Origin of the sequence: Candidatus Binatus sp., assembly GCF_030646925.1 — a bacterium.
In the GTDB taxonomy this organism is placed as follows: domain Bacteria; phylum Desulfobacterota; class Binatia; order Binatales; family Binataceae; genus Binatus.
In genome coordinates this window covers 15,796-37,929 of record NZ_JAUSKL010000032.1, presented here as the reverse complement: position 1 = coordinate 37,929, position 22,134 = coordinate 15,796, and the positions used below count along the sequence as shown (strand labels likewise).

The 22,134-nt window shown below is 61.1% G+C and carries 24 protein-coding genes; 9 read left to right on the top strand and 15 right to left on the bottom strand.

Annotated elements, in window-relative coordinates:
* Positions 1-1,124 (top strand): MFS transporter (locus tag Q7S58_RS05370; RefSeq protein WP_304821622.1); only part of this gene is annotated, 1,124 nt, incomplete at its 5' end.
* A 12-nt stretch (positions 1,125-1,136) separates the two neighbouring features.
* Here the strand turns inward: Q7S58_RS05370 and tcmP are convergent.
* The 12 genes from tcmP to Q7S58_RS05310 form a co-directional block, all read right to left on the bottom strand.
* Positions 1,137-2,075 (bottom strand): three-Cys-motif partner protein TcmP, encoded by a 939-nt coding sequence (tcmP, locus tag Q7S58_RS05365; protein ID WP_304821619.1) that lies wholly within the window; start codon positions 2,073-2,075, stop codon positions 1,137-1,139.
* Positions 1,969-2,730, bottom strand: coding sequence for a DUF5131 family protein (locus tag Q7S58_RS05360; RefSeq protein ID WP_304821618.1), 762 nt, complete (start codon positions 2,728-2,730; stop codon positions 1,969-1,971). Before Q7S58_RS05360 ends, tcmP begins: the two co-directional genes overlap by 107 nt.
* A 179-nt stretch (positions 2,731-2,909) precedes the next feature.
* Positions 2,910-3,851, bottom strand: a complete 942-nt coding sequence (locus tag Q7S58_RS05355; RefSeq protein ID WP_304821615.1) for a type II secretion system F family protein — start codon at positions 3,849-3,851, stop codon at positions 2,910-2,912.
* Complete coding sequence (locus tag Q7S58_RS05350; RefSeq protein WP_304821612.1) at positions 3,851-4,798, bottom strand: type II secretion system F family protein; 948 nt, start codon at positions 4,796-4,798, stop codon at positions 3,851-3,853. The genes Q7S58_RS05355 and Q7S58_RS05350 overlap by 1 nt, the downstream gene beginning before the upstream one ends.
* Positions 4,799-4,803: 5 nt before the next feature.
* Positions 4,804-6,174, bottom strand: coding sequence for a CpaF family protein (locus Q7S58_RS05345; RefSeq protein WP_304821609.1), 1,371 nt, complete (start codon positions 6,172-6,174; stop codon positions 4,804-4,806).
* A gap of 10 nt (positions 6,175-6,184) precedes the next feature.
* Positions 6,185-7,399: an AAA family ATPase gene (locus Q7S58_RS05340; protein ID WP_304821606.1), complete on the bottom strand. Its 1,215-nt coding sequence runs from the start codon at positions 7,397-7,399 to the stop codon at positions 6,185-6,187.
* A gap of 42 nt (positions 7,400-7,441) precedes the next feature.
* Complete coding sequence (locus Q7S58_RS05335; RefSeq protein ID WP_304821603.1) at positions 7,442-9,343, bottom strand: type II and III secretion system protein family protein; 1,902 nt, start codon at positions 9,341-9,343, stop codon at positions 7,442-7,444.
* Positions 9,344-9,369: 26 nt separating this feature from the next.
* Entirely contained in the window at positions 9,370-10,551 is a 1,182-nt protein-coding gene (gene cpaB / locus Q7S58_RS05330) for a Flp pilus assembly protein CpaB (RefSeq protein ID WP_304821600.1), read from the bottom strand.
* Between the two features lie 88 nt (positions 10,552-10,639).
* Entirely contained in the window at positions 10,640-11,128 is a 489-nt protein-coding gene (locus tag Q7S58_RS05325) for a TadE/TadG family type IV pilus assembly protein (RefSeq protein ID WP_304821597.1), read from the bottom strand.
* Between the two features lie 315 nt (positions 11,129-11,443).
* Complete coding sequence (locus Q7S58_RS05320; protein WP_304821594.1) at positions 11,444-11,614, bottom strand: Flp family type IVb pilin; 171 nt, start codon at positions 11,612-11,614, stop codon at positions 11,444-11,446.
* Between the two features lie 79 nt (positions 11,615-11,693).
* Positions 11,694-11,864, bottom strand: coding sequence for a Flp family type IVb pilin (locus Q7S58_RS05315; RefSeq protein WP_304821592.1), 171 nt, complete (start codon positions 11,862-11,864; stop codon positions 11,694-11,696).
* 350 nt (positions 11,865-12,214) lie between these two features.
* Positions 12,215-12,595, bottom strand: a complete 381-nt coding sequence (locus Q7S58_RS05310) for a DUF192 domain-containing protein (RefSeq protein WP_304821590.1) — start codon at positions 12,593-12,595, stop codon at positions 12,215-12,217.
* A gap of 83 nt (positions 12,596-12,678) precedes the next feature.
* Here Q7S58_RS05310 and Q7S58_RS05305 point away from each other — a divergent pair, with 83 nt between their 5' ends.
* From Q7S58_RS05305 to Q7S58_RS05270, 8 genes are all read left to right on the top strand, one after another.
* Positions 12,679-13,380, top strand: coding sequence for a bifunctional precorrin-2 dehydrogenase/sirohydrochlorin ferrochelatase (locus Q7S58_RS05305; RefSeq protein ID WP_304821589.1), 702 nt, complete (start codon positions 12,679-12,681; stop codon positions 13,378-13,380).
* Positions 13,381-13,385: 5 nt separating this feature from the next.
* Positions 13,386-14,213 carry a c-type cytochrome biogenesis protein CcsB gene (ccsB, locus tag Q7S58_RS05300; protein WP_304821587.1) on the top strand — a complete coding sequence of 276 codons (828 nt, stop codon included), beginning with the start codon at positions 13,386-13,388 and terminating at the stop codon, positions 14,211-14,213.
* A 1-nt stretch (position 14,214) separates the two neighbouring features.
* Positions 14,215-15,543, top strand: a complete 1,329-nt coding sequence (gene hemA, locus Q7S58_RS05295; RefSeq protein WP_304821585.1) for a glutamyl-tRNA reductase — start codon at positions 14,215-14,217, stop codon at positions 15,541-15,543.
* A 22-nt stretch (positions 15,544-15,565) separates the two neighbouring features.
* Positions 15,566-16,519, top strand: a complete 954-nt coding sequence (hemC, locus tag Q7S58_RS05290) for a hydroxymethylbilane synthase (RefSeq protein WP_304821583.1) — start codon at positions 15,566-15,568, stop codon at positions 16,517-16,519.
* Entirely contained in the window at positions 16,512-18,071 is a 1,560-nt protein-coding gene (gene cobA, locus Q7S58_RS05285; RefSeq protein ID WP_304821581.1) for a uroporphyrinogen-III C-methyltransferase, read from the top strand. Before hemC ends, cobA begins: the two co-directional genes overlap by 8 nt.
* A gap of 104 nt (positions 18,072-18,175) precedes the next feature.
* Positions 18,176-19,150, top strand: coding sequence for a porphobilinogen synthase (gene hemB / locus Q7S58_RS05280; RefSeq protein ID WP_304821579.1), 975 nt, complete (start codon positions 18,176-18,178; stop codon positions 19,148-19,150).
* 15 nt (positions 19,151-19,165) lie between these two features.
* The gene (locus Q7S58_RS05275; protein ID WP_304821577.1) at positions 19,166-19,357 is read left to right on the top strand and encodes a type II toxin-antitoxin system HicA family toxin; all 192 of its coding nucleotides are present in this window, start codon (positions 19,166-19,168) and stop codon (positions 19,355-19,357) included.
* 2 nt (positions 19,358-19,359) lie between these two features.
* Entirely contained in the window at positions 19,360-19,566 is a 207-nt protein-coding gene (locus Q7S58_RS05270; protein WP_304821575.1) for a type II toxin-antitoxin system HicB family antitoxin, read from the top strand.
* An 8-nt stretch (positions 19,567-19,574) separates the two neighbouring features.
* On the opposite strand, the gene Q7S58_RS05265 is transcribed toward Q7S58_RS05270, so the two are convergent.
* From Q7S58_RS05265 to Q7S58_RS05255, 3 genes are read right to left on the bottom strand one after another with little or no spacing between them, the layout of a single operon-like run.
* Entirely contained in the window at positions 19,575-20,342 is a 768-nt protein-coding gene (locus Q7S58_RS05265) for a hypothetical protein (protein WP_304821573.1), read from the bottom strand.
* Positions 20,343-20,351: 9 nt separating this feature from the next.
* Positions 20,352-21,647 (bottom strand): choice-of-anchor tandem repeat GloVer-containing protein, encoded by a 1,296-nt coding sequence (locus Q7S58_RS05260; RefSeq protein WP_304821570.1) that lies wholly within the window; start codon positions 21,645-21,647, stop codon positions 20,352-20,354.
* 58 nt (positions 21,648-21,705) lie between these two features.
* The gene (locus Q7S58_RS05255) at positions 21,706-22,116 is read right to left on the bottom strand and encodes a PaaI family thioesterase (RefSeq protein ID WP_304821568.1); all 411 of its coding nucleotides are present in this window, start codon (positions 22,114-22,116) and stop codon (positions 21,706-21,708) included.
* Between the last annotated feature and the right edge of the window lie 18 nt (positions 22,117-22,134).

Below are 22,134 nucleotides of genomic sequence, written 5' to 3'. Positions count from 1 at the left end.
CGTTTTTCGCGGCCGCGATTCCGATGGCGCTCTGCTATTACCTTTTGCTGTCGCCGCCGCAACTGAAGGCGGGCCTGTTCGTGTGGTTCTTCGGCTTCTACTTCCTGATGCTCACGTCGCGGAAATTTTACGAGACCGCATACGGCGCGCTGATGCCGGAACTGACGCTCGACTACGACGAGCGCACCAAGCTTTCGACGTTCCGCCAGTTGTGCGCGACGATTGGCGACGTCAGCGGCGCGCTGCTGCCGTTCGCGGCGTCGTACCTGTTCGCGCGCGGCACTGATTTCAGGGTCACCGGCGCGATCTGCGCAACCGTCGTCGCGGGCGGCGCGATGCTCGCCTACGGCGGGCTCAGCGAGCGGCTCGAATTCTCGACGCGCGAGCGCTCGAAGCTGTTCGCGTCGATGAAATCGGTGCTGAGCAATCAGCCGTTTGTGATCCTGCTGATCGCAACCACGCTCGCAGTGATGGCGATCAACGTGCCGACGATTCTGCTGCGCTTCCTCGCGAAGTACTGGTACCACGACGAGAACGCTGCGGCGCGATGGCTGATCGCATACTTCGCAGGCTCCGCGATTTCGTACCCGTTCTGGTTCCGCATCACGGTGCGTATCGAAAAGAAGCCGGCGTTCGTGGTCGCGATGGTCGCGAATGCGCTCGGCTCGCTCGGCTTCATCCTGCTCACGCCGCAAAGCACGCTCGCGCTTTACGGCCTGATGGCGTTCAGCGGATTCGCGGCGATCGGAATCTGGGTGACGCAAATGTCGGCGTCGGCCGACGTGATCGAATGGGACGAAGAGCGCACCGGCCAGCGGCAGGAAGGCGCTTACGGCGGTATCACGTCGATGTCGATCAAGGTGGCGATCGGGATCACGATGCTGCTAGTTGGGCCAATCTTGAGCTGGGTCGGATATCAGCCGGGGTCGGCGAGCCTCGCGCCCGCGGCGGCGGAGAATCTGCGAATCGTATTCGCGATCGTGCCGGCGACGATTTACCTCGCGAGTGCGATGGTGTTTTCGCGCTATCCGATCACGCGCGAGAGTCATCGCGCGATGCGCGATCGGCTCGCGGCGCGCGCCACCCTCGCCGAAGAACCGCAACGCGCCAAATCCCTCGCGTAGATTTCCTTAAATTCAATAGTCGAACGATCTCTGTCCGCCCGGCGAGATTTTTTTGATTCCTCGCCAGATTTTTCGCCCAACCTCGGCATGCGAAAGATACAGGAGATGATACATCTGAGCGTTTTTTGTGTTTTTGAGAGGAACGGCCTCGTCTTGGTGGGAAAAACCTACCTCCTTGAGCTTTCGCCGAAAGGCCGACACTAGCGATGTGACAATGCGTTCGGGCGTTTCTTCGTGGAGAGTGCCTGCGGCTCGCCGTGCTTCCGGAAGATCCCGCCAATCCTTGCCGCCCCAAAACTTGTCCATCGGCGTATTAGTCAAAGGTAGGAAATTTTTGAGATTTCGTTTGACGCCGATTCCACTTGGAAAAAGGTAAATCAGATCTATTCGGCGCTTTGCTAACTTTGCAAGTGTCGCAAAATCAACCTCAAAACCTTCGGGGTCTATGAAAGCCAAGCCCAGGGTACGATCGGAAACCTTCTTTAGGACATCATCAACAACTACGTTGCAGTCGCCAGGGGTGAGACTGACCCGAGATTTGTCAGCGTCTGGAATTCTCTTTTCAAGCGCCCGAATGTTCCGTTCGCTCTTGTCGGCCAAATATAGATGAGAGAAAGGCGGTTTGGTCGAAAGAGCGATAAGCGGAGAGCCGAGGAATTGCTCGCCGGTTTCCTTTTCCAAATCGCGTCCAGGGCCGCATAAAAGATCGATGTAGACGAGGCCATCCCATTTCTTTTTGGCCATGGCCGTCATGAAAGCCGCGGCGTACTTTTTCAAGTAGTCTAATTTCTCGCGAGTCCAGATCCTTCCGGGGCGCGCGAGCAGACCGTCATCTGCTAGCGGTTCAACCAAGCGCTGAGATGGAGTCCTGTTTTGGCGCTGAATGCCTTGGCATAGCGTTCCATTCAATACCGTCCAGCAGGCGACCAAGGCTTTTCGGTCGATGCCCACCCCATTGCTTGAAAAAGAATGACACCCTCGCCCTGCGGCATTGATTCCGAATTTTTCGAGCCCATTCAGGGGCCATCGCTCGGTAGTGTGCGCCACTTTCGCCGCCAACAATCACCCAATCAATTCCCGTGAGATCGAGATCACCCAGATCTTCCAAAAGTGGTTCGACTGATAGGAAACGAATGTGAGCGTTTGTCGCGCGCAGAGACTCGACTCGCGGCAAACCAAATTCCCGATCTTCTACGCTTACACCGAACCAGACATTCGATAGTGAGCCCATCCACTGAAGTTCTCCGTTCAGTAGCGAACGCAGTCGTTCGTGGCGCTTGGTCAAAATCTGAAACGTATGCCATTCGGCGACCTGCATGATCTGACCAACGCGCGAGATGTACTCGACGGGAACCTGATCGTGAAAAAGATCGCTCATCGAGTTCACGAAGATGCGCCGCGGGGAACGCCAGCGCAGAGGCTGATCCAATTTTTCGGGAACAAGCCGGATGTCGAAACCTTGCTCGAAGGGGTGTCCCGGCACTCCGCGAAAGCGCTCGGCAAACCTTTCAGCGTAGCAGTGCTTGCAGCCGGGACTGATTTTCGTGCAGCCGCGTACCGGATTCCACGTGGCATCAGTCCATTCTATGGTGCTCCGATCGCTCATGACTCGTCCTGATCCTTAGGCGAATCTAGAGCGAACGCCCCCGCCACGCAAGCATCCAAGCCACTTCGAGTTTACAATTTAATTGCACCCGTTGAATTTCGGGAAGACGAACAGGCCCCGGACTGGCGCGTGGCCGCGCCGAGCCCGAGGCCCCCTGGGAGAGGCTGTGTTAGTGGTTCCTATCCGACCCCTGAAAGGGTGCGGATGACCTGGATCATCGCCGGCCCGACGATCACTGCGATCATCGAGGGGAGAACGAACAGTACCAGCGGAAAGAGAATCTTGATGGTCGCCTTCTGCGCCATTTCCTCCGCCCGCAGACGGCGCCGCATCCTGAGCGCATCGGAGCTGGCATGCAGCGCCGGCGAGATTTGCGCGCCGAGCTGTTCGCTTTGAATCAACGTCGCCGCCAGCGGCTTGATGTCCTCGACGGCGGTGCGATCCGCGAGCGATCGGAGCGCCTGGCCGAGGCTCGCGCCGGCTGAGATCTCGGCGGAGACCAGGTTCAACTCGGTGCCGATTTCCTGGCCGTGACGCTCGCTCTCAGCGCCTACAATCTGGATCGCTTCGTAGAGTCCAAGACCGGCTTCGACGCAGACCACGAGCAAATCGAGCACGTCCGAGAGTTGGCGCGAGATGGCGGCCTGGCGGAGGCGCGCGCGGCGTCCGAGGATATAGCTCGGCACAAAGATGCCCACCACGGCGCCGCCAGCCGCGAACACAATCGGCTGCGAAGCCGAGCTATGCAAGATCAGTCCGACGATGAGGCCGATGAAAGCGCATCCGGCCGCCAGCATCACGCGAATGACCTGATAGGTCTGGGGTGCGCTGGACTTAAGGAAGCCGGCCTGCGCGAGAGTCTGTTGCAACTTCTCGCCGTTAGGCGAATCGACGTCGGGCGGCGGGACGCGTTTCGCCGCCCAGCGAAACATCATGCGCAGCAAGTTGTCATCGGTAACCTCGCCACCCTCGAGCGCTCCCAACGAGACGCGCATCTTGACCGCGAGGTCGGCAAATGTCTCGTCCATTGCGCGAGTGTTGGGCGCGAAAGCGATATAGAGCGCGATGGCTGCCGCGCCAGCCAAAAAGAAAACTGCGACGCCAACCATCATTGGACTCATTAGAAGTTCACCCTCAGCAAGCGCCGGATCGCGAGAATCGCAATCAGATCCGAGCCGGCGGCGAATTTCAGGATTTTTTGTCCCGTCGGGTCATAGAACAGTTTGTCGGTGTAGCCCGGCTGGATCAGGCTGAACGCGCCCATGACGAGCACCGGCAGCGCTCCGACGATCATGCCGCCGAGCCGCGACTGAGCGGTCATGGCCTTGATTTGAAGGCGCAGGCGCTGGCGTGTGCGCACAATTTCGGACAGGCGTCCGACAATCTGCGCGAGGCTCGAGCCGACTTCGGCCTGGACTTTCACGGCGACGACGAGCAGCCGCAAGTCGTCTTCGGGAACTCGCCGCAGCATGTCTTCGAGCGCGCGCGGCAGCGAGAGTCCGATCCGGTTCTGTTCGAGCACGGTGCGGAATTCGCTGCCGATCGGATCGGCGAACTCACTGACGACGACCTGAAGTGCGCGCTGGAGCGAATGACCTGCTTCGAGCGAGGATTTGATCAAATCGAGGGTGAACGGAAGTTGCTGGCCGAATTGCTTCAATCGGCGCTTGCGGCGGAAGCGGATGAACGCGAGCGGAAGGCTGGCCAGTATCACGCCGGAAACCGCCGCCACCGGGATGTCGTGAAAAATCACATTGCCGCCGAACAGTCCCGCGCCAAACAGCAGCACCATGATGAGCAGGATGTCCACGACCCTGATGTACATGCCGGCCTGCCACATCATCTCTTCGAGCTTGAGCAGCAGGTTAAATTCATACAGAGCGTGCAGCAGCTGACCCTGATCGGGTTTGCGCTTGCGCATCACGTCGATGTTGATGTCGTCGGCGGGCCGGACGAGGTTGCGCGCGAGGTGGCGTTGCTGCTCGACCTCGGTACCGCGACTGGTGAAGAACATCAGCACGAACACGAAAATGAGGGCGAAGATGCCGCCGGTCATCAATAAGTCCATAACGCCTACCCGACTGTGTTACGGAAAATTTTCGCGTCCAGTTTGTAGCCGGCGGCCTCGAGCCGCTGGGAATAAGCGGAGCGAATTCCAGTCGCGATGAATTGACCCAGCACCTCGCCGTCGGGGCCGACCGCGGTGCGCTTGAATTCGAACAGGTCCTGCATCATGACCATGTCGCCCTCCATGCCGCTGATCTCCGAAATGCGCATCACTTTGCGGGTACCGTCGGAGAGCCGCGAAACGTGAACGATGATGTTCAAGGCGGACGCGATCTGCTGGCGCATCGCGCGCTGCGGAATCGAGACGCCGGACAACAGCATCATCATTTCGAGGCGGCCCATGCTGTCGCGCGGGGTGTTGGCGTGGATGGTGGCGATCGAGCCGTCGTGACCGGTGGACATCGCCTGCAACATGTCGAAGACCTCGCCGCCGCGGACCTCGCCAACGATGATCCGGTCGGGGCGCATCCGCAGTGTGTTCTTGACGAGATCGCGCTGCGTCACTTCGCCTTTGCCCTCGACGTTGGCCGGCCGCGTTTCGAGCCGGACCACGTGCGGTTGCTGCAGCGACAATTCCGCCGAGTCTTCGATCGTCACGATCCGCTCATTCTCCGGCACGAAGGCGGACAAGCAGTTGAGCATCGTGGTTTTACCGGAGCCGGTGCCGCCGCAGACCAGAACATTCAGGCGTGCGCGGACGATGGTCTTGAGGAAGTCGACCATCTCCGCCGGCAGCGTTTTCTTGTCGACGAGATCCTGGATGTTGAAGCGCTTGCGTCCGAAACGGCGAATCGAGAGCGCGGGACCGTCGAGCGCGAGCGGCGGAATGATCGCGTTGATACGCGAGCCGTCGGGCAGGCGCGCATCGACCATCGGCGACGCTTCATCGACGCGGCGGCCGACCTGCGACACGATGCGATCGATGATCAGCATCAGGTGCTGATCGTCCTGGAACTTGATCTCGGTCGAGTAGAGCTTGCCGCGTTTCTCGACGTAGATTTGGCGATGGCCGTTGACGAGGATATCGGTGATCTCGTCGTCCCAGAGCAGCGGCTCGAGCGGCCCGAGCCCGAGCAACTCATTCTTGATTTCCTCAATCAGCCGGCTCTTATCGAGGTCGGTGAGCAGGCGCCCTTCTTCGTCGAGGATCACGGTGATTGCTTCGGTCACCTTTTGCGAGGCGAGCACGGGCTCCAGGCTCTCGAGCCGCGTGACGTCGAGGGTTTCAAACAGGCGGTTGTGCACCGCGAGTTTAAGCTGCTGGAAACCCTCGGCCTGGACATCTTTCGGTTTCTTCTGCGTGTTGCCGATCAGCGAACGCTGCATCGACGTCGCGGAATTGTTGTTCTGTTGGGAAATTCGCTCGACCAATTTCATCGTGGATGCCTCAGGCGCGAGCGCCGATCGCATTGAGCAATCGCGAAACCAGCGAGTTCGAATTTTCGTGCGCCATCTCGGCGCCCATTTCGAGCCGCCGCGCGAGTTCCTCGACGCACTTGGCGAGCGGTGAATTCGGCGCGACCTGCCAGAGGTCCTGCGCGCTCAATTGAATGCGCTCGAGCACCTTTTCGTCGCGCGGAATCTTGGCGTAGAGAGATTTGGCCAGGGTGTGACTTAGTTGATCCTCGCTAATCGGATGGCCCGGAACGAAGCGGCTCAGAATGAAATTCGGCTCGATGTTGGAAAGTCCGAGGCGGCCGCACAAATCGACGAATCGCCAGGCGCATCGCGCCGCGCCGATCGATTGATCGAGCACATAGAACAGATGCTGCGAGCGCTCCCACGCGGCAACCGTGTTGGCGTCGATGTGCGTGCCGCAATCGACGATCACGAAGTCGAACAACTGGCGCATCAGGTTGAGGATCGCGCCGACGGTGGTGTCAGATACCAGCTCGCTGTCCTCGATTTTCTTGGGCGCGGCGAGCAGATAGATGCCCGAGGTATGCTTGCTGAGCGCCGATTCGAGCTGAATCGAGTCGAGCTTACGATCCTCGTTGGTCAGCGCCATGATCGTGCGCTCGGGCTCGAGATTCAAAAAGACCGAAAGGCCACCAGTCTGGAGATCGAGATCGACGACGGCGACCCTCTTGTTGAAGGCATAGCGCAACGCGAGCGCGAGGTTAGCCGACAGGCTGGTCACTCCGGTGCCGCCGATCAGGCTTACGAGCGAAATAATCGTACCGCCTTCATCGACTTCCTCGCGGCGCCGGGTCTCACTGATCTTGAGCAACGCGCGCGTCGTCTCACCTGGATCGAGCGGGAGGAACAGTAGCTCGTCGGCGCCGGCTCTAAGTACGCGCTTCATCAGCTCCGGCGATCGATCGTGCAGCAGCGCGAACAATACCGGCCGGGATTCCACCGCCGACTGGCTGCTAAGATAGTTGAGCTCGAGTTCCTGATCGCCGTTGAACACCACCATCGTGACGTCGGTCGAGCCATCGGTGACCGCCGTCAAGTCGGGTTCGGTTTCCTTGATATCGAGCGCCGGGTCGATGAGTGCGGCAAGGGCGGTGCGGACCGCGAGCCGCGTTTCCTCGCCCCTGCCGACCAGATGGACCCTCAGCGCTCCCCGCCGACCGTCCTTTTTGCTAAGCACTGACACGCTGTTCTCTCCCCTGGTTGCTCCCACAATCACTCATGCCGCTTAGAACCTGGGCCGCGCCGCATCCGGTTGGCTCAAGTCGCGCGTTTTAATCTGTTGCTCGGTCATTTCGGGTACTGCGGTCGGGTTGTAGACGGAGGCACCCGCCGGCAGCGGTCGGACAATTTGCGGAGTCACAGCCATCACGAGATCGGTCTCGGTATTATAGTAGCTGGTATTGCGGAACAAGCCGCCGAGGTACGGAATGTCACCCATATAAGGCACTTTCTTTATGATGGAGCGCTTATCGTGCAGGATCAGGCCGGCGATGATGAGTGTTTGGTTGTCGCGCATCCGTACCATCGTCTCCGCACGCCGCGTGATGAACGCGGGCACCGTGAAGCCGAACAACTGCACGCCGTGACTATAGTCGGGCTGCGACACCTCGGGTTTGACGAGTAACTCGACGTCATCGCGACCGACCACAGTAGGGACGAACTCGACAGAGGTGCCGAATTGCTTGAACACGATGGAAGTGTTCAGTGCCTGGGTGATCACGATGGGAATTTCGCCGCCCGAGAGGAACTTGGCTTCTTCGCCGGAATTAGCCAGCAAATGAGGCTGAGCCAGAATCTTGGCCATATCGTGCTGTTCGAGATACTGGAAGAAACTCTGAATCTGGAAGTTCGAGTTACCTGCCGCCAAGCCATAGGTCAGTCCCTGCGACAAGAGCATAGGGATGACCGATCCGCCGAAAGGCAGTACGGCACCGGTGGTGTTACCGAAAGGTCCCGTGCTCGTGATGTTAGTCGAGGCTGAGTAAGGGGTCGCGACCGAGCCAGGCAGACCTACCATCGACACGCCATACTTGGTCAGCGCGCCCGACAGGTTGGTGCCCTGGTTTTCGATATTCGTGCGGTTCAGCTCAGCCACCATCGTGTTGAGCATCACCTGCTGCTTGCCGTTGGGGTCGATTCGCACCGAGCGCTCGTCGTAGTGGCCTTGCTGATTCCACACGGCGAGAGTGGTAAAGCCAGGCTTATGGCCTATGATGTTGACCTGGAAGGGGTTAATCACCTGGATGTCGGCGATCGTGGTATCGGCCATCGAGACGCGGCGCAGGCGCTTGGGAAAGTCGATTATTATCGAGCTGCCGGTCTGCATCGAAACTACGTCGTCAGGCAGATAGTGCGTCCCGCCTGATACCGCGTCGCTCGAGTAGTCGCCGCCGCTTAGCGCGATCGAAGGATCGGTTCTGAATTTCTCGTGAGCGACGGCGGCCTGGGCAGTCTGGCTCGCCACGGACGGCGCGGGCACCGACGGCAACGAGGAGGAGCTATCGTCGCTGATAGGCTTCACTACGACCGGGGCCATCGGAGCCGACGCCACCGACGTCGAGGGGCCTAGCGGCGCCGCATGAGATGAAATCGATACTATCTCGGAGCCGTCCTTGGCCGGTGAAGGGGATCCCGGGCTGCTAGCATCCGAAGCCGAAGCAGTAGCAGCGGAAGTATCGACCGGACCGGCGCCGGGATCGAGCTTGGCTACCACTGGGGCGGCGCTACCGACCTTCCTGCCGCTGCCCGAGATCGCAGGCGGACTCATCGCCGGGTGATCGATATCATTCATCGCGGCGATCTTGTTCACCGTGATGTGATAGGTCACCGGTTGCCCATCAGCCATCGTAACAGAAAGGTTCCACTCGCCTGCTTCCGCACCTACCAGCATTATCTTGCCGGGCATCTCGCTATGGATGACCAGTGCGTGCGGATTCTTGACCACCTTGATTCCAGGGGTAGCGTCAGGACTAACCTTATCGATTACGTAGCTTTCTCCGGCCGTCATGGTGACGGATTTCGTGACAAGTTCACTCTCAGCAGCGCGCAACAGACCGGGCCGCAAGGTCAGCAGAGTCGCGGCGGCGACTAGCCACGGCAGCGAGCCACATCCTCGTTTTGATTTCATGTTACTCACCTCGTTACTCGGGTCCGTTACGGGATATCGATCGTCTTAGGCGTCGGAACCTGAGAGTCGCCTGCACCGACGGCGGTGCTCAAAGGAGTGATTTCGCCACTTAGCGGCGCCGCGGTTCGCTGTTCGGGATCGACCATCGGCGGCGGAGCACTTGCGACCACTGCCGGCGCAGCAGAAGCAGCAACAGGCGTCGCACTGTTCGCGATAGCAGCAGGCGCGGATGCGGGCGCAGGATTCATTGCGACTGCCGCCGGCGCCGGCTTCGAAGCGTCAGCCGCGACTCGATTCATCTCGGCAGTATCGCGACGCGCGTGGCGCGACGGTTTCGAGGTCGTGTTGTCGGCCGCCGCCTCGTTTACGAACGAAACCGATTCGGACGACTTGCCGTTGCGAAGAATTTCGACTTCGACCGGAGCGCGGCGCGGCGTAGCCAGCAAGGCGTGATGCGCGGCGGGCTGCGTCGGCATAACCGGTATTTCCGGCGCGCTGCTATAGGCGCGCAGCATTTGCTGGATGTCGGTCCCGCTGGTAAGAACTATCTTGTTGTCGTTGTAGTTGCGCATCGCGAGACGCAGCGTCCCTTCGCGGCTTGCGAGCGAAAGCCGCTCGGCTTCCGGCGGAGAGACCAGCAAGGTGACCACCTTAACGATGGTGGGTTCGTCCTTCTTCATTTCTACTTCCTGCGCGACCGCAAGCACCTCGATGTTCTGTAACACCACCTTGGAAAAGGGCTTTTCGACGCCTCCTCCGTTGATAGCAACCAGGATATCGACATGTGTGTGAGGCAGGACGAAGCCGGCGATGTCGCTGACTTCATCGACCGGGACCGACACCGCGCGCATGCCAAAAGGTATAAGTAGTGGCATCACGCCCGCAGTCTTGTCGCCAGTGAACAACTTGGAACCTACGATGGGCTCATTGGCAACCATCGAGTTCTTGACGTAGCTGCCCAGCACCTGCTTGGGATCGGTATAGGCGCCGTCAGGCACGCTTTCGGCCGACCATCGCGTCATTTTGACGGCGTCGGGTCCGATTTTGCTGCCTAATGGGAGGTTGAAGGCGGCGACCAGCACCTGGACGTTGCGAGCCGTGGCCTTCTGCACTTCCGCCTCGCGCCTTTTCAGGGCGGAATAGACCATGATCGATGCCAGCATGGCCGCGACTCCCGCGACTAAGACAAAGATCTTTTGCCGTTTCATATTGCGTTTCCCCTCCGGCTGCGAACTGACAACCCTGCTCCCAAGGTCAGATAGCTGTAGATGCTCATTGCCATTGCTAGTTGAATTCTCATTCCGTCATCATCTTCTGGGTGCTGCTTAGCGTGGTTGGAAAAGTCATTCCAAGAAATGGATTGGGCAATGCGATTTTGCTGGTAGCGTCGTAAGTGACGGTGACAGTAACCTGGCATCCAAATGTGCGATTCGGAACGCAGGTGGAATCGCCGGCGGTCACCATGTTCACGGTTAGCGCATTTGCCGGCGCAGTGATCGATGGCGACAATTGATTGTTGGTCACGCTGCTGATGTTCGAGTCGGTGACGCTGGTGTTTACTGACGCCGTGCGGGATGCAACGTAAGACGCCTGGGTAACTGCCAACGCCGCTTGTCCTATAATGGCGAACTGGATGCCGACCATGAGGACGATCAGGGAGAGCGTTGCGAGCAGGGCAAACTCGACCGCGGCCTGGCCTCGGGTCAACGCCTGCATCAGGCGCGCAGCCTTGCTGCCTGCGGACGGATCAGTGCCGCTACGGCGGCTCGTAGGAACAACCCTCATACTCGAACCCCAACGAGCCGGGTAGAATGTCTGCTACAGCAGAGGTCCTACGCGGCTTATCAACGTGCTAATGATAGTGCCCGCGGTGTTGTAAAGTGAGATGATAACTACAGCGATAGTCGCGAGGATCAGTGAGTACTCGGTCATGGTCTGTCCGCGGGCGGGCGCTATCTTCGCGCGGACTGTGTTGAAAAGGCTCATTGACTCCCCTCCCAGGGCTAGCGTCACCTTGATCGTTTCTCCTGGCGGGGGCCGGCGATTCGGGCCCACGCCAGGAGATCACGATTCGTGACGATCGTCACGCCATAGCCACTGCTAAAGCTGGGTATCGACCGTGCCCAGCAATGTGCCGATCGTGGTGCCCATCGTCTGGTAGCCGACGAAGACTACCACCGCGACTGCCGACAGGATCAACGCGTACTCGGTCATCGTCTGAGCGCGCTGATACTCGTTGACTTTCACGAATGCCTTCCTGATTAGATCCATTCCCCTGCTCTCCTGACCCGGTTGATGTTTAGGGTGGCGGATGGGTTAGTCCGCCACCCCCGTGCTTCTTCCTTTTCGCTTACAGTTTGGTGTCGACGGTGCCGAGCAGGGTGCCGATCGTGGTGCCCATCGTCTGGTAGCCGACGAACACGACCACGGCGACTGCCGAGAGAATCAGAGCGTACTCAGTCATCGTCTGAGCGCGCCGATACTCACCGAGCTTCACGGCCAGTTTGGTGATGAGATCCATTTACGAGTCCTCCTTAGTGGTGATGGCTTAATGGCCATTGTCCCCAATTTCAGCTTCGCTTCTTTCACCCTGCGCCGCGTGGTGTCCGGCTCAGGGAAGGTTCGACTTGTTAGTTGAACCGAGCGCGAGTGAAGGGAGAGCACGTGCTGTGCCAAATCGGGAACCAAGCAAGTCGTAGAGTTTTCCGCCAATTCGGCGAGTGTGCCAAGCTTCGATGCAACTTAGTGTTGCGTGTCAGCAACAGCAGGAAGCGACTCGCGGCGCGATTGGCACAACCAGTTTCGACCAGCGGCGGCAGCGTCGCCGGCGGGGAATGCTTAGACGGCTCTTATCCGCGATAAACCAGACCGCTAGGTGTCAGAGGGCTCGATTTCGATCGTATCGCCGAGGCGGGTCAGGCTGCGATCGGCGGTGCCGGATGACAACTCGAGCGCCCTGCGCGCACCGAATACGATCGAGGATACGCGCCACGGCCTAAGATCGCGGTTGATCTTGAGCACGCGGCTGTTGCGATCGAGAAACACGATGTCGATCGCAAAGCGCATGAAGAACATGTGCATCCACATGAAAGGCGTGAATCTTCCCGTCTCGAACAGCATCCCGGCGTCCGGCTCGAGGCGGTCGCGGCCAAGTAGTCCTCGGCTTTGACCGCTCAAGCCGCCGGCATCTTCGAGCCGCTCGCAAAGCACGGTGCCGCGAGTCTGATTGGTCGCGCGCAATAGGTTTGGCATCTTCGATCGGCCGGCCGCCGATTCCTCCGTCGTGCTGAGGGCTGTCTCGCTACGCCATCATGTAATAAAATCGCGATGGTTTCATGGGATACCTGCCGATATTTCTCGACGTCACGGGACGCAAATGTATCGTCGTGGGCGGCGGCGAGGTCGCCGCGCGCAAGGCCGAATCTCTGCTCGACGCCGATGCGACGGTGACAGTCGTCTGCGCGCGCCTTAACGATACGCTCGACGCGATGTTCAAGCGGCGGGAGATCGCGCATATCGCACGACCGTATCGTCGCGGCGACATGGCGGGATGCGCGCTGGTGTATGCGGCGACCGACGATTCGGCTCTCAATCGCGAGCTGGCGGCCGAAGCGCGCGAACTCGGTATCTTGCTGAATGTCGCCGACGTGCCGGAGCTCTGCGACTTCATCGCGCCCGCGATCGTGAAGCAAGGCGCGCTGCAAATCGCGATCTCGACGGGTGGCGCTTCGCCCGCCTTCGTGGCAAGGCTCCGGCGCCAGCTTGAAGAGCAATTCGGTGACGAGTACGGGCATGCGTTGCGAATCCTGCGAGCCGCGCGCAATCATCTGCGATCGCAAAGGATTGAACTGGGTGAGCGGTCGCGGCGGCTGAAAGCGCTGGCCGAATCGGAACTGCCGGACGCGCTGCGTCATCACGACCTGTCTTTTGTCGAACGAATCGTGGCGGCCTGTCTTGGTGACGGAGTTTCGCTCGGGACGCTCGGAATCGACGCCGAATCGCTCGCTCTGTCGAATGGACTGAGCGCCTCGCGCTAGTGGCAATGGAAACATTCTGGCTGATGCCGGCGATCACGTGTTACGCAATCTCGGCGTCGATGTTCGTCTTCGAGCGCACGTCGGGCAAAACACGGGCGACGGGCTACGCGGTTGCGATGCTCGGGATCGGCGCGGTTTTCCACGCGCTTGACCTGACCGCGCGCGGCCTGCAAGCAGGCAACATCCCGGTGACGAATTTCGCGCAGGCGCTGTCGTTCCTCGCGTGGCTGACGGCGCTCGCGGGATTGCTGATGATAGTGCGGCTCAGGATGGCCGTGATCGGTGCGTTCGTCGCGCCTGCGGTAACGATCGCGCTCGGCGCCGCATCGCTCACGATGAAAGCCGGCCGAATCGTGTTGCCGGCGCCGCTCCAGAGCGTGTGGCTGCCGATCCACGTGACGCTCGCGATCCTCGGCTACACGATGTTCGTGCTGGCGGCGAGCGTGAGTATCGTGTACCTCGCGTATGAATCGCGCCTGAAATCCAAGCGCGCGATCGGCCCTGCCAACGAAGGCGCCCCGAGCCTCGAAAAGCTCGATCGCATCAACTATCGACTGCTCGGATGGGGCTTCATAATGTTGAGTTTGGCGATCCTGAGCGGCGCGATTTGGGCCGACGCGACGTGGGGGCATTTCTGGTCGTGGGAGCCCAAGGAATCGTGGTCGCTGGTGATTTGGATACTCTACGCGGGGCTGCTCGAGTCGCGGCTCACGGTGGGATGGCGCGGGCGGCGCGCGGCGGCGCTCACGATCGTGCTGTTCACCGTGTTAGTGGGATCGTTCGTCGGTGTTAATCTGATTTTTCCCGGCAAGCATGGCGGAAGTTTCGGCTGAGATGGACCAGACTTTATTTGTCGTCGGCGTTAGTCATCGCACTGCGGCTGTCGCGGTGCGCGAGCGGCTCGCGTATGCCGACGAAGAGATTCCCGCGGCGTTGCGGCGGTTGCGCGAAGCGTCGCCGGTCGTAGCGGAAGCCGCGCTGGTCTCGACCTGCAATCGCGTCGAGGTGGTGGGCGTGGCGAGCGACGTCGCTCGGGCATCGCGCGCGACGCTAGAATTTTTGGCACGCGATCGCAACGTCGAGGAAGATGCCTTCGCCAGCGCGGTGTACAGCTTCGGCGGCCGCGACGCGGCGCGTCATATGTTTCGCGTCGGCGCGAGCCTCGATTCGATGGTCGTCGGCGAGCCGCAGATTTTGGGCCAGCTCAAATCGGCCTATGCGCAAGCGGCGGAGGCCGGAACTGTCGGGCTGGTGTTGCATCGCGCGTTTCACAAAGCATTTTCGGTCGCCAAGCGCGTGCGCAAAGGCACGCTGATCGGCCACGGCTCGGTGTCGGTAAGCTCCGCGGCAGTGAGTTTGGCGGGCCAGATTTTCGATCGGCTGTCGGACAAGACCGTGATGCTGATGGGCGCGGGCAAGATGGCGGAGTTGACCGCGCGCCAGCTCAAGGGACTCGGTATCGAGTCGCTGCTGATCACGTCGCGCACGTTTGACCGGGCAGTCGCGCTCGCGCGCGAACTTGGCGGTACGGCAGTGCCGTACGACAACTACAAGCCGTATCTGAAGATGGTGGACGTGCTGATCGGTTCGGTCGCATCGACGAAACCGGTGCTCGGTCCCGAGGAATTCGAGTCGGTAGTTCGCGAGCGCCGCTATCGTCCGATGTTCCTGATCGACATGGGCGTGCCGCGCAATTTCGACGAACGGCTGAACGCGATGCAGAACGTCTATCTGTATGACATCGACGATCTCGGCGCGGTGGTGCAGCGCTCGCTCGGCGATCGCGGACGCGAGGCGGAGAAGGCGGAGGAAATCGTCGAACTGGAACTCGAATCGTTTCTCAAATGGATGGCGGGCCTCGATCTGATTCCGACGATCAAGGACATCCGCTACAGTATCGAGCGTTTGCGCGACGCGGAGTTGGGGCGGCATCGCGGATGGCTCGCGGGTCTCGACGCCGGCGAGCGCGAGCGAGTCGAATCGTTGACGCGCGGCCTCACCAACAAATTGCTGCATCGCATTCTCTCGGGTCTCAAGCAGCGCGACGACAAGGCGCTCGACGCCGGCTTTGCGGCCGAGATCGCGCGGCGTTTGCTATGCGCCGAACTCGACGCCGATGACCAGGACGACGACGATACCGGCGACGACTTCGCCGAAGATTGAGCGCGCGGCGCGCTGAACGCAGATGCCCTCGAAAATCAGGATCGGTTCGAGGCCGAGCAAACTGGCGCTGGCCCAAGCAGAGATCGTCAAACAAAAGCTCGCGCAGGCGATGCGCAGCACTCAAATTGAAATTGTCGAGATTCGCACCAGCGGCGACAAGATGACGACGGCGTCGCTCGCGCAGGTCGGCGGCAAGGGACTCTTCATCAAGGAACTCGAGCAGGCGCTCGCGGATCGATCGATCGATCTCGCGATACACTCGATGAAAGATCTGCCCGCAGAATCGCCGGAGCAGTTCAGAATCGCGGCGGTGCCGAATCGCGAGAATACCGCCGACGTGCTCGTCACCCGCGAAGGCGTCGCACTCGCGGCGCTCAAGCCCGGCGCGCGTTTGGGCACGTCGTCGCTGCGGCGGCGCTTCCAGGCGCTCAGGATCAATCGATCGATCGAGGTCGTACTGCTGCGCGGCAACGTCGATACGCGTCTGAAACGAGTGGCCGAAGGAGAACTTGACGCGATCATCGTCGCAATAGCGGGACTGAAGCGGCTCGGACGAATCGGCGATGTGAACTTCGTCGAGTTGCCGAGCCGCGATTTCATTCCGTGCGGAGGGCAAGGCGCGCTCGCGATCGAAACGCTGGCGGAACGTCGGGCCGGCGCGATATCGGAACTCGATCGCGCGCTGACTGCGATCAACGATTCGCGCGCGTTTTACGAGACCGCTGCGGAGCGCGGATTCCTCGCGGCGCTCGGAGCGTCGTGCACGACGCCGGTCGGCGTGAAAGCGTCGATCGCGGGAAGCAAGCTTTCTCTTGATGCGATCCTGTTCAGTCCCGACGGCTCGCGCGAGTTGTCCGAATCGCTCGAAGAGGAAGTCGATACCGACCTGGCGCCGGCGGCGGCCGCTAGTGCGGGGGAGCGACTGGCGGAGAAAATTCTCGCGCGCGGCGGCGCCGAACTGCTTCCCGATGAATGAACGCAGCGGCAGGGTGTTCCTGGTCGGCGCAGGACCCGGCGCTCCCGATTTGATCGCACTTCGCGGCCGCGACGTGCTGAGCCGCGCCGACGTCGTGATTTACGATCACCTGGTCAATTCCGAATTGCTCAAGCTCGCGCCGTCCAGTGCTGAGTTGATCTACGCTGGCAAAAAAAGCGGCGCCGAAAAATCTTTTCCGCAAGCCGAATTGAACCGGATGCTGATCGAGCACGCGCAGAAGGGCCGCGTGGTCGTGAGGCTCAAGGGCGGCGATCCGTTTATCTTTGGCCGCGGCGGTGAAGAGGCCGAAGCGCTCGCGCGCGCGCAGGTGCCGTTCGAAGTTGTGCCGGGGGTCACGTCGGCGATCGCGGCGGCGGCGTTCGCGGGAATCCCGCTGACGCATCGCGAGCATGGCTCCTTCGTCGTGTTCGTCACCGGGCACGAGGATGAAAACAAAGGCGCACGCTCGGCGATCCCGTGGGACGAACTCGCGGCGGCGGCACAGTCGCGCGGCACGATCGTGATCCTGATGGCGACGGCGCGAATGCGCGCGACGCTCGCGAGACTCAGCCGCGCGGGGTTGAGCAGTGAAACTCCGGCCGTCGCGATAGAGTCGGCTACGACCGCGGCGCAAAAGACCGTCGCGGCGACGCTCGCGACGCTGGCGGACGAGTGCGCGCGCGCAGGACTCAAGTCGCCCGCGGTGATCGTGGTCGGGGAATGCGCGGGGCTGCGCGAGCGGTTGCGATGGGTCGAGCAGACGGCGCTTTTCGGCCGCGCGATTGTCATCACGCGGGCGCAAGCGAACACGCCGCAGTTCGCGGCGGAGTTGCGGCATCTGGGCGCGGAGGTTTTTGAATTTCCGACGATCGAAACAGTTCCACCGAAGAGTTATCAGCGACTCGACGCCGCGATTGCGCGCGTCGGATCTTTCGACTGGATCGTTTTCACCAGCGCGACCGGTGTTGAGGCGTTCACTGCGCGATTGCGATCACTCGGCCGCGACATCCGCAGTATCGGCCAGGCTTCGATCGCGGCGATCGGTCCAGCGACGGCGGAGCGACTCGCGAACTATGGCCTGCAGGTCGCGGCGATTCCAGGCGAGTATCGCGCCGAAGCAATCATCGATGCGATCGGTATCAAGCGGATTCGCGGCAAACGATTCCTGATACCGCGCGCCGAAGTCGCGCGCGAAGCATTGCCCGAACTTCTGCGCGAGGCGGGCGCACGCGAAGTGGTTATCGCGCCCGCTTACCGAACGATCAAGCCGAAGGGCGTGCAGGTCGAGCGGATGCGCGAGCTGATCGCGTCGCGCGGAATCGATTTGGTGACGTTCACGAGTTCCAGCACGGTCATCAATTTTTGCAAGCTGATTGGCGCCGCGGCGAAGGGGCTTAAGGCGGCGGCGATCGGACCGATCACCGCGGAGACGGCGCGGCGCAAGGGCTTCGAGGTCGTCGTCACGCCGGCCGAGTACACTATCGCGGAGCTGATTTCCGCGATTCAGGAATATTTCGAGCGCGAGGCGGTCGTCGCGGGCGGGGGTTCTTAATCGCAGGCGTCATTATATAATCGCGCAATCGAATCGCGCGGTATCATGTAATGGCGCGATAGAATCGCGCGGAATTTTCGCTCGAACAGAGGACGCGTAGCATCATGGCATTCCCACTCAATCGGCCGCGGCGGCTCAGGCGCACTGAAACGATTCGCAGGATGGTGCGGGAGACACGCCTTGCGCCCGACGATTTTATTTTGCCGATGTTCGTATGCCCGGGGCGCGGCGTGAAAAATAAAATCGGCTCGATGCCGGGCGTCGCGCAGATGTCGGTCGACAATATCGTGATCGAGGCGCGCGAGACGTGGGACGCGGGCGTGCCGGCGGTGATCCTGTTCGGCATCCCGGAGCGCAAGGACGCGCGCGGCACGGAAGCGTGGAACGACAACGGCGAAGTGCAGCGTGCGATTCGCGAGATCAAGGAGCGCGTGCCCGGGCTCGCGGTGATCACCGACGTCTGCATGTGCGAGTACACTGACCACGGGCACTGCGGCGCGATCGTCGGCAATGACGTTGATAACGACGCGAGTCTCGAACTGCTGGTGCGCGAGGCGCTTTCGCATGCGCGGGCAGGCGCGGATATCGTCGCGCCGTCGGACATGATGGACGGGCGGGTCGGCGCGATTCGAGGCGCGCTCGATCAGAATGGCTTCAGCCAGGTCGCGATCATGGCGTACTCGGCCAAGTTTGCGTCGGCATTTTACGGGCCGTTTCGCGAGGCCGCGGAATCAGCGCCGAAGTTCGGCGATCGGCGCTCGTACCAGATGGATCCGCCGAACGGGAACGAGGCGATGCGCGAGGTTGCGCTCGATTTGGAGGAAGGCGCGGATATCGTGATGGTGAAGCCGGCGCTGCCGTATCTCGATCTGATCTGGCGCGTGAAGCATGAATTCAACGCGCCGGTGGCGGCGTACAATGTTTCGGGCGAGTACTCGATGATCCGCGCGGCCGGTATCAACGGATGGATCGACGAAGAGCGAGCAACGCTCGAGGTGCTGACGTCGATCAAGCGGGCGGGCGCCGATTTGATCCTGACTTATTTTGCGAAGGACGTCGCGCGCAAGTTGCGATCCTGATCTGTTGGCTCATCGGTGAAAGTCCGCGAGGCGATCAAGTTGCTGCAAAAGGATGGTTGGTACTCGGTGGCTACTCGCGGAAGTCACCGGCAATTCAAACATCCCGTGAAGTTGGGTCGGGTTACGGTAGCCGGCAAGCCGTCTGACGATCTTGCGCCCGGCACGAAGAACAGTATCTTCAAGCAGGCACAACTCGAGGTAGATTAACGATGCGCTATGCGATCGTCATAGAAAAAGCCCGGCGCAATTTTTCAGCATACGTACCTGATTTGCCTGGATGCGTCGCCACCGGCGCGACCGTCAAAGAAACCGAATCCAACATCCGCGAGGCAATACGATTCCATATCGAAGGGCTTCGCGAGGATGGCCTGCCCATTCCTGCCCCGACCAGCATTTGCGAGTACGTCGAACCCTGAGAGCCCGATCAGACTTTACACGAGGGCTTGAGGTGCGTCTCGTAGTACGGGCGCATCGCACGCAGCGAGCGCATCTGGTGATACGCGAGTTCGTCGTCCGGGTAGCGATGCTCGGGGCCAAGGACACATCCGGCCCGCGCGTGGCATCGCGGCGCGCAATCGGGCTCGACTTCGACACGATGAGTCAGGCACTCCGGGATATCCCATCCAGCCGCAACGCTGATTGCGCCCACTGGACAGGCCGGAATGCAGCTGCGCACAGTGCATCGCGGACAGGGATCGAAACCGGCGGCCTCGCCGGGTGAATCGATTACCTCATTGAGCAGGATTGCGCCGCGAAATGCGATCCACGGTCCGTACACAGGATGCACCGCGACGCCGAGGATGCTCGGTCCCGCAATGCCGGCGATTTTCGCAAGCTCGATAAAATTCAGCGTCGGGCCGCTGCTCATGAACGGGTAAATGATCGTGCATCGCAAGCCCGCGCCGCGCAGCGCAGTCGCGACGTCGCGCTCGATCACCTCGCGCGTGAAATCGTCGAGCGGATTCTCGCGCTGGAACCATCCGGGGTGTCGCTCGAGGTGGCGTTGGAACGCGCGCCACAATGCGCCGCCGCCGTTGCCGACGATCGCGATCGAACGCGCCGCGGGATCGATCGCGCCGGCGCGTGAGACTTCCTTCACGGCGGAATCGTAGCGCGCGACTGAGACCGCGCCGACTAGATTGAGTCCGTGCGGCGCGGCGGCGCGGCGGATCATTTCGAGCGTCGCAGACATGGCGGGTTGCTACGGCAACTGGATCGCGAAGATCGCGCCGAAGTCGCATTTGCCGCCGACCGTCGTCATCCCATAGAGCGAGCCGCCAACCAGGATCACGTTGTCGATCGGATTCGCGCCGTCAGGCTTGCCGGAGAAATCGTGGATTCGCGCGAAGGCGCTACCGTCCGTATTGATCTGGAAAGCGGTGCCCAGGTTGAGTTTACCGCCGTCGCGCGTGGTGCCGTAGAGCGTCGTGCCCACTAGCAGCAGCGAGCCGTACGGATGCTGCCCGTCGTTGCTGCCGGCCTTGCCGAAACTGTGCAGCACCTTGAACTTCTTGCCGGTGGTCAGGATCGAAAACGCCACTCCCGCGCCGAATTTGCCGCCAAAGGTCGTGAGGCCATAGAGCGTGCCGCCCGATTGCACGAGGTTGCCATGATCGGGCGAGGCGCCATCTTTCTTCGAGATGCAACCTGGCACCGCGTTCTTCGGGCAGGTGAAGCTGTGCAGGGTTTTGAAGGCATTGCTCGCGGTGTTGTACGAAAAGATCACGCCGACGTTTTTCTTGCCGCCCTCGCGCGTCATGCCGTAGAGCGTGGCGCCGTTGGGATCGAGAATCGGCTCACCGTGCGGATCGGCGCCGCGCTTGGTTCCGTCGAAGGAGAACAGCCTGGTGTAGGCGCTCGTTGAAGGATCGAAGGAAAAGATAGTGCCGTCGCCGGTGGCGCCGCCGTGCGTTCCTCCCTGCGAGGTCATACCGTAGAGCAGGCCGCTTGCGCTGTTGAGCGCGAAGCAACTGTGCGGCTGATCGCCATTGTTGCCGGCGCTGCTGGCTTGGAAATCGAGCAGCGGTCCCGAGTAACTGCTGCCGTCGTCCTTGATGCTGAAGATCGTGCCGTTGTCGTGCTTGCCGCCAATCAGCGTGGTGCCGTACAGGACCATGCCGTCGAGCGTCATCGCGCTGTGACGCGGATTGTTGCCGTCGGGCTTCGCGCCAGTGAAAACGTGATCGATGTCGTAGCCGTTGCCGTCGGGATCGACATGAAAAATGATGCCGTCGCCGGGCGTGCTCGCGGTCGTGGTGGTGGTGCGGCCAAAGAGAAAGCCGTTGGCGAAGGTCAGCGAACCTTTGGGCACTGCGCCATCGACGCTGGAGGTGCATGTAGTGCCGCCCGGCCCGGTACCGAAGGATCGGATCACGGTTTCCGGCAGTTGCGCGGCCGAAGCGACGTGCGAAATCAGCAGGATCGTCAGCACGATCAATTGAAGCGCGAGAAAAGTGGCGGATGCGGGCGACGCGACGCGAGCTAAGCGTATTCTCATGTTCAGAACTTCCCCGTTCGATAAGACCAATTCAGTGTAAGCGAAACGGGAGGGGAAACTAAGCGATCTTGTAGGTGATCAGCGCGTCGGCGATGAGCGCGCCGCGGGCGTCGGTGACTTCGACGGTCAGGCTTGCGATCCGCTTGCCTTTGCGGCGGACGCGGGCGCGCGCGACGAGATCGGTTTGCACGCCGGGGCCGGTGTAGTTGATGGTCATCGAGATGGTGGCGGAAGTGACGGTCTCGGGCAGGCTCCATACTGCGGCGCAGGCGGCGAAGTCGGCTAGGGTGGCGATCGCGCCGCCGTGGATGGGCGCCTGCGGTCCGCCGGGATTCAGCAGCGACGCGTCGGCGGGCATCCGCGCGATCGCCTCGCCGTCGCGCGCGTGCTCGACCTTGAGTCCGAGCACCTTCGAGAACGGCGCCTGCTCAAGCGCTTTTACAATCGCGATGCGCTCATCGGTGGTCATTTCAGGTATCCGTTCCGC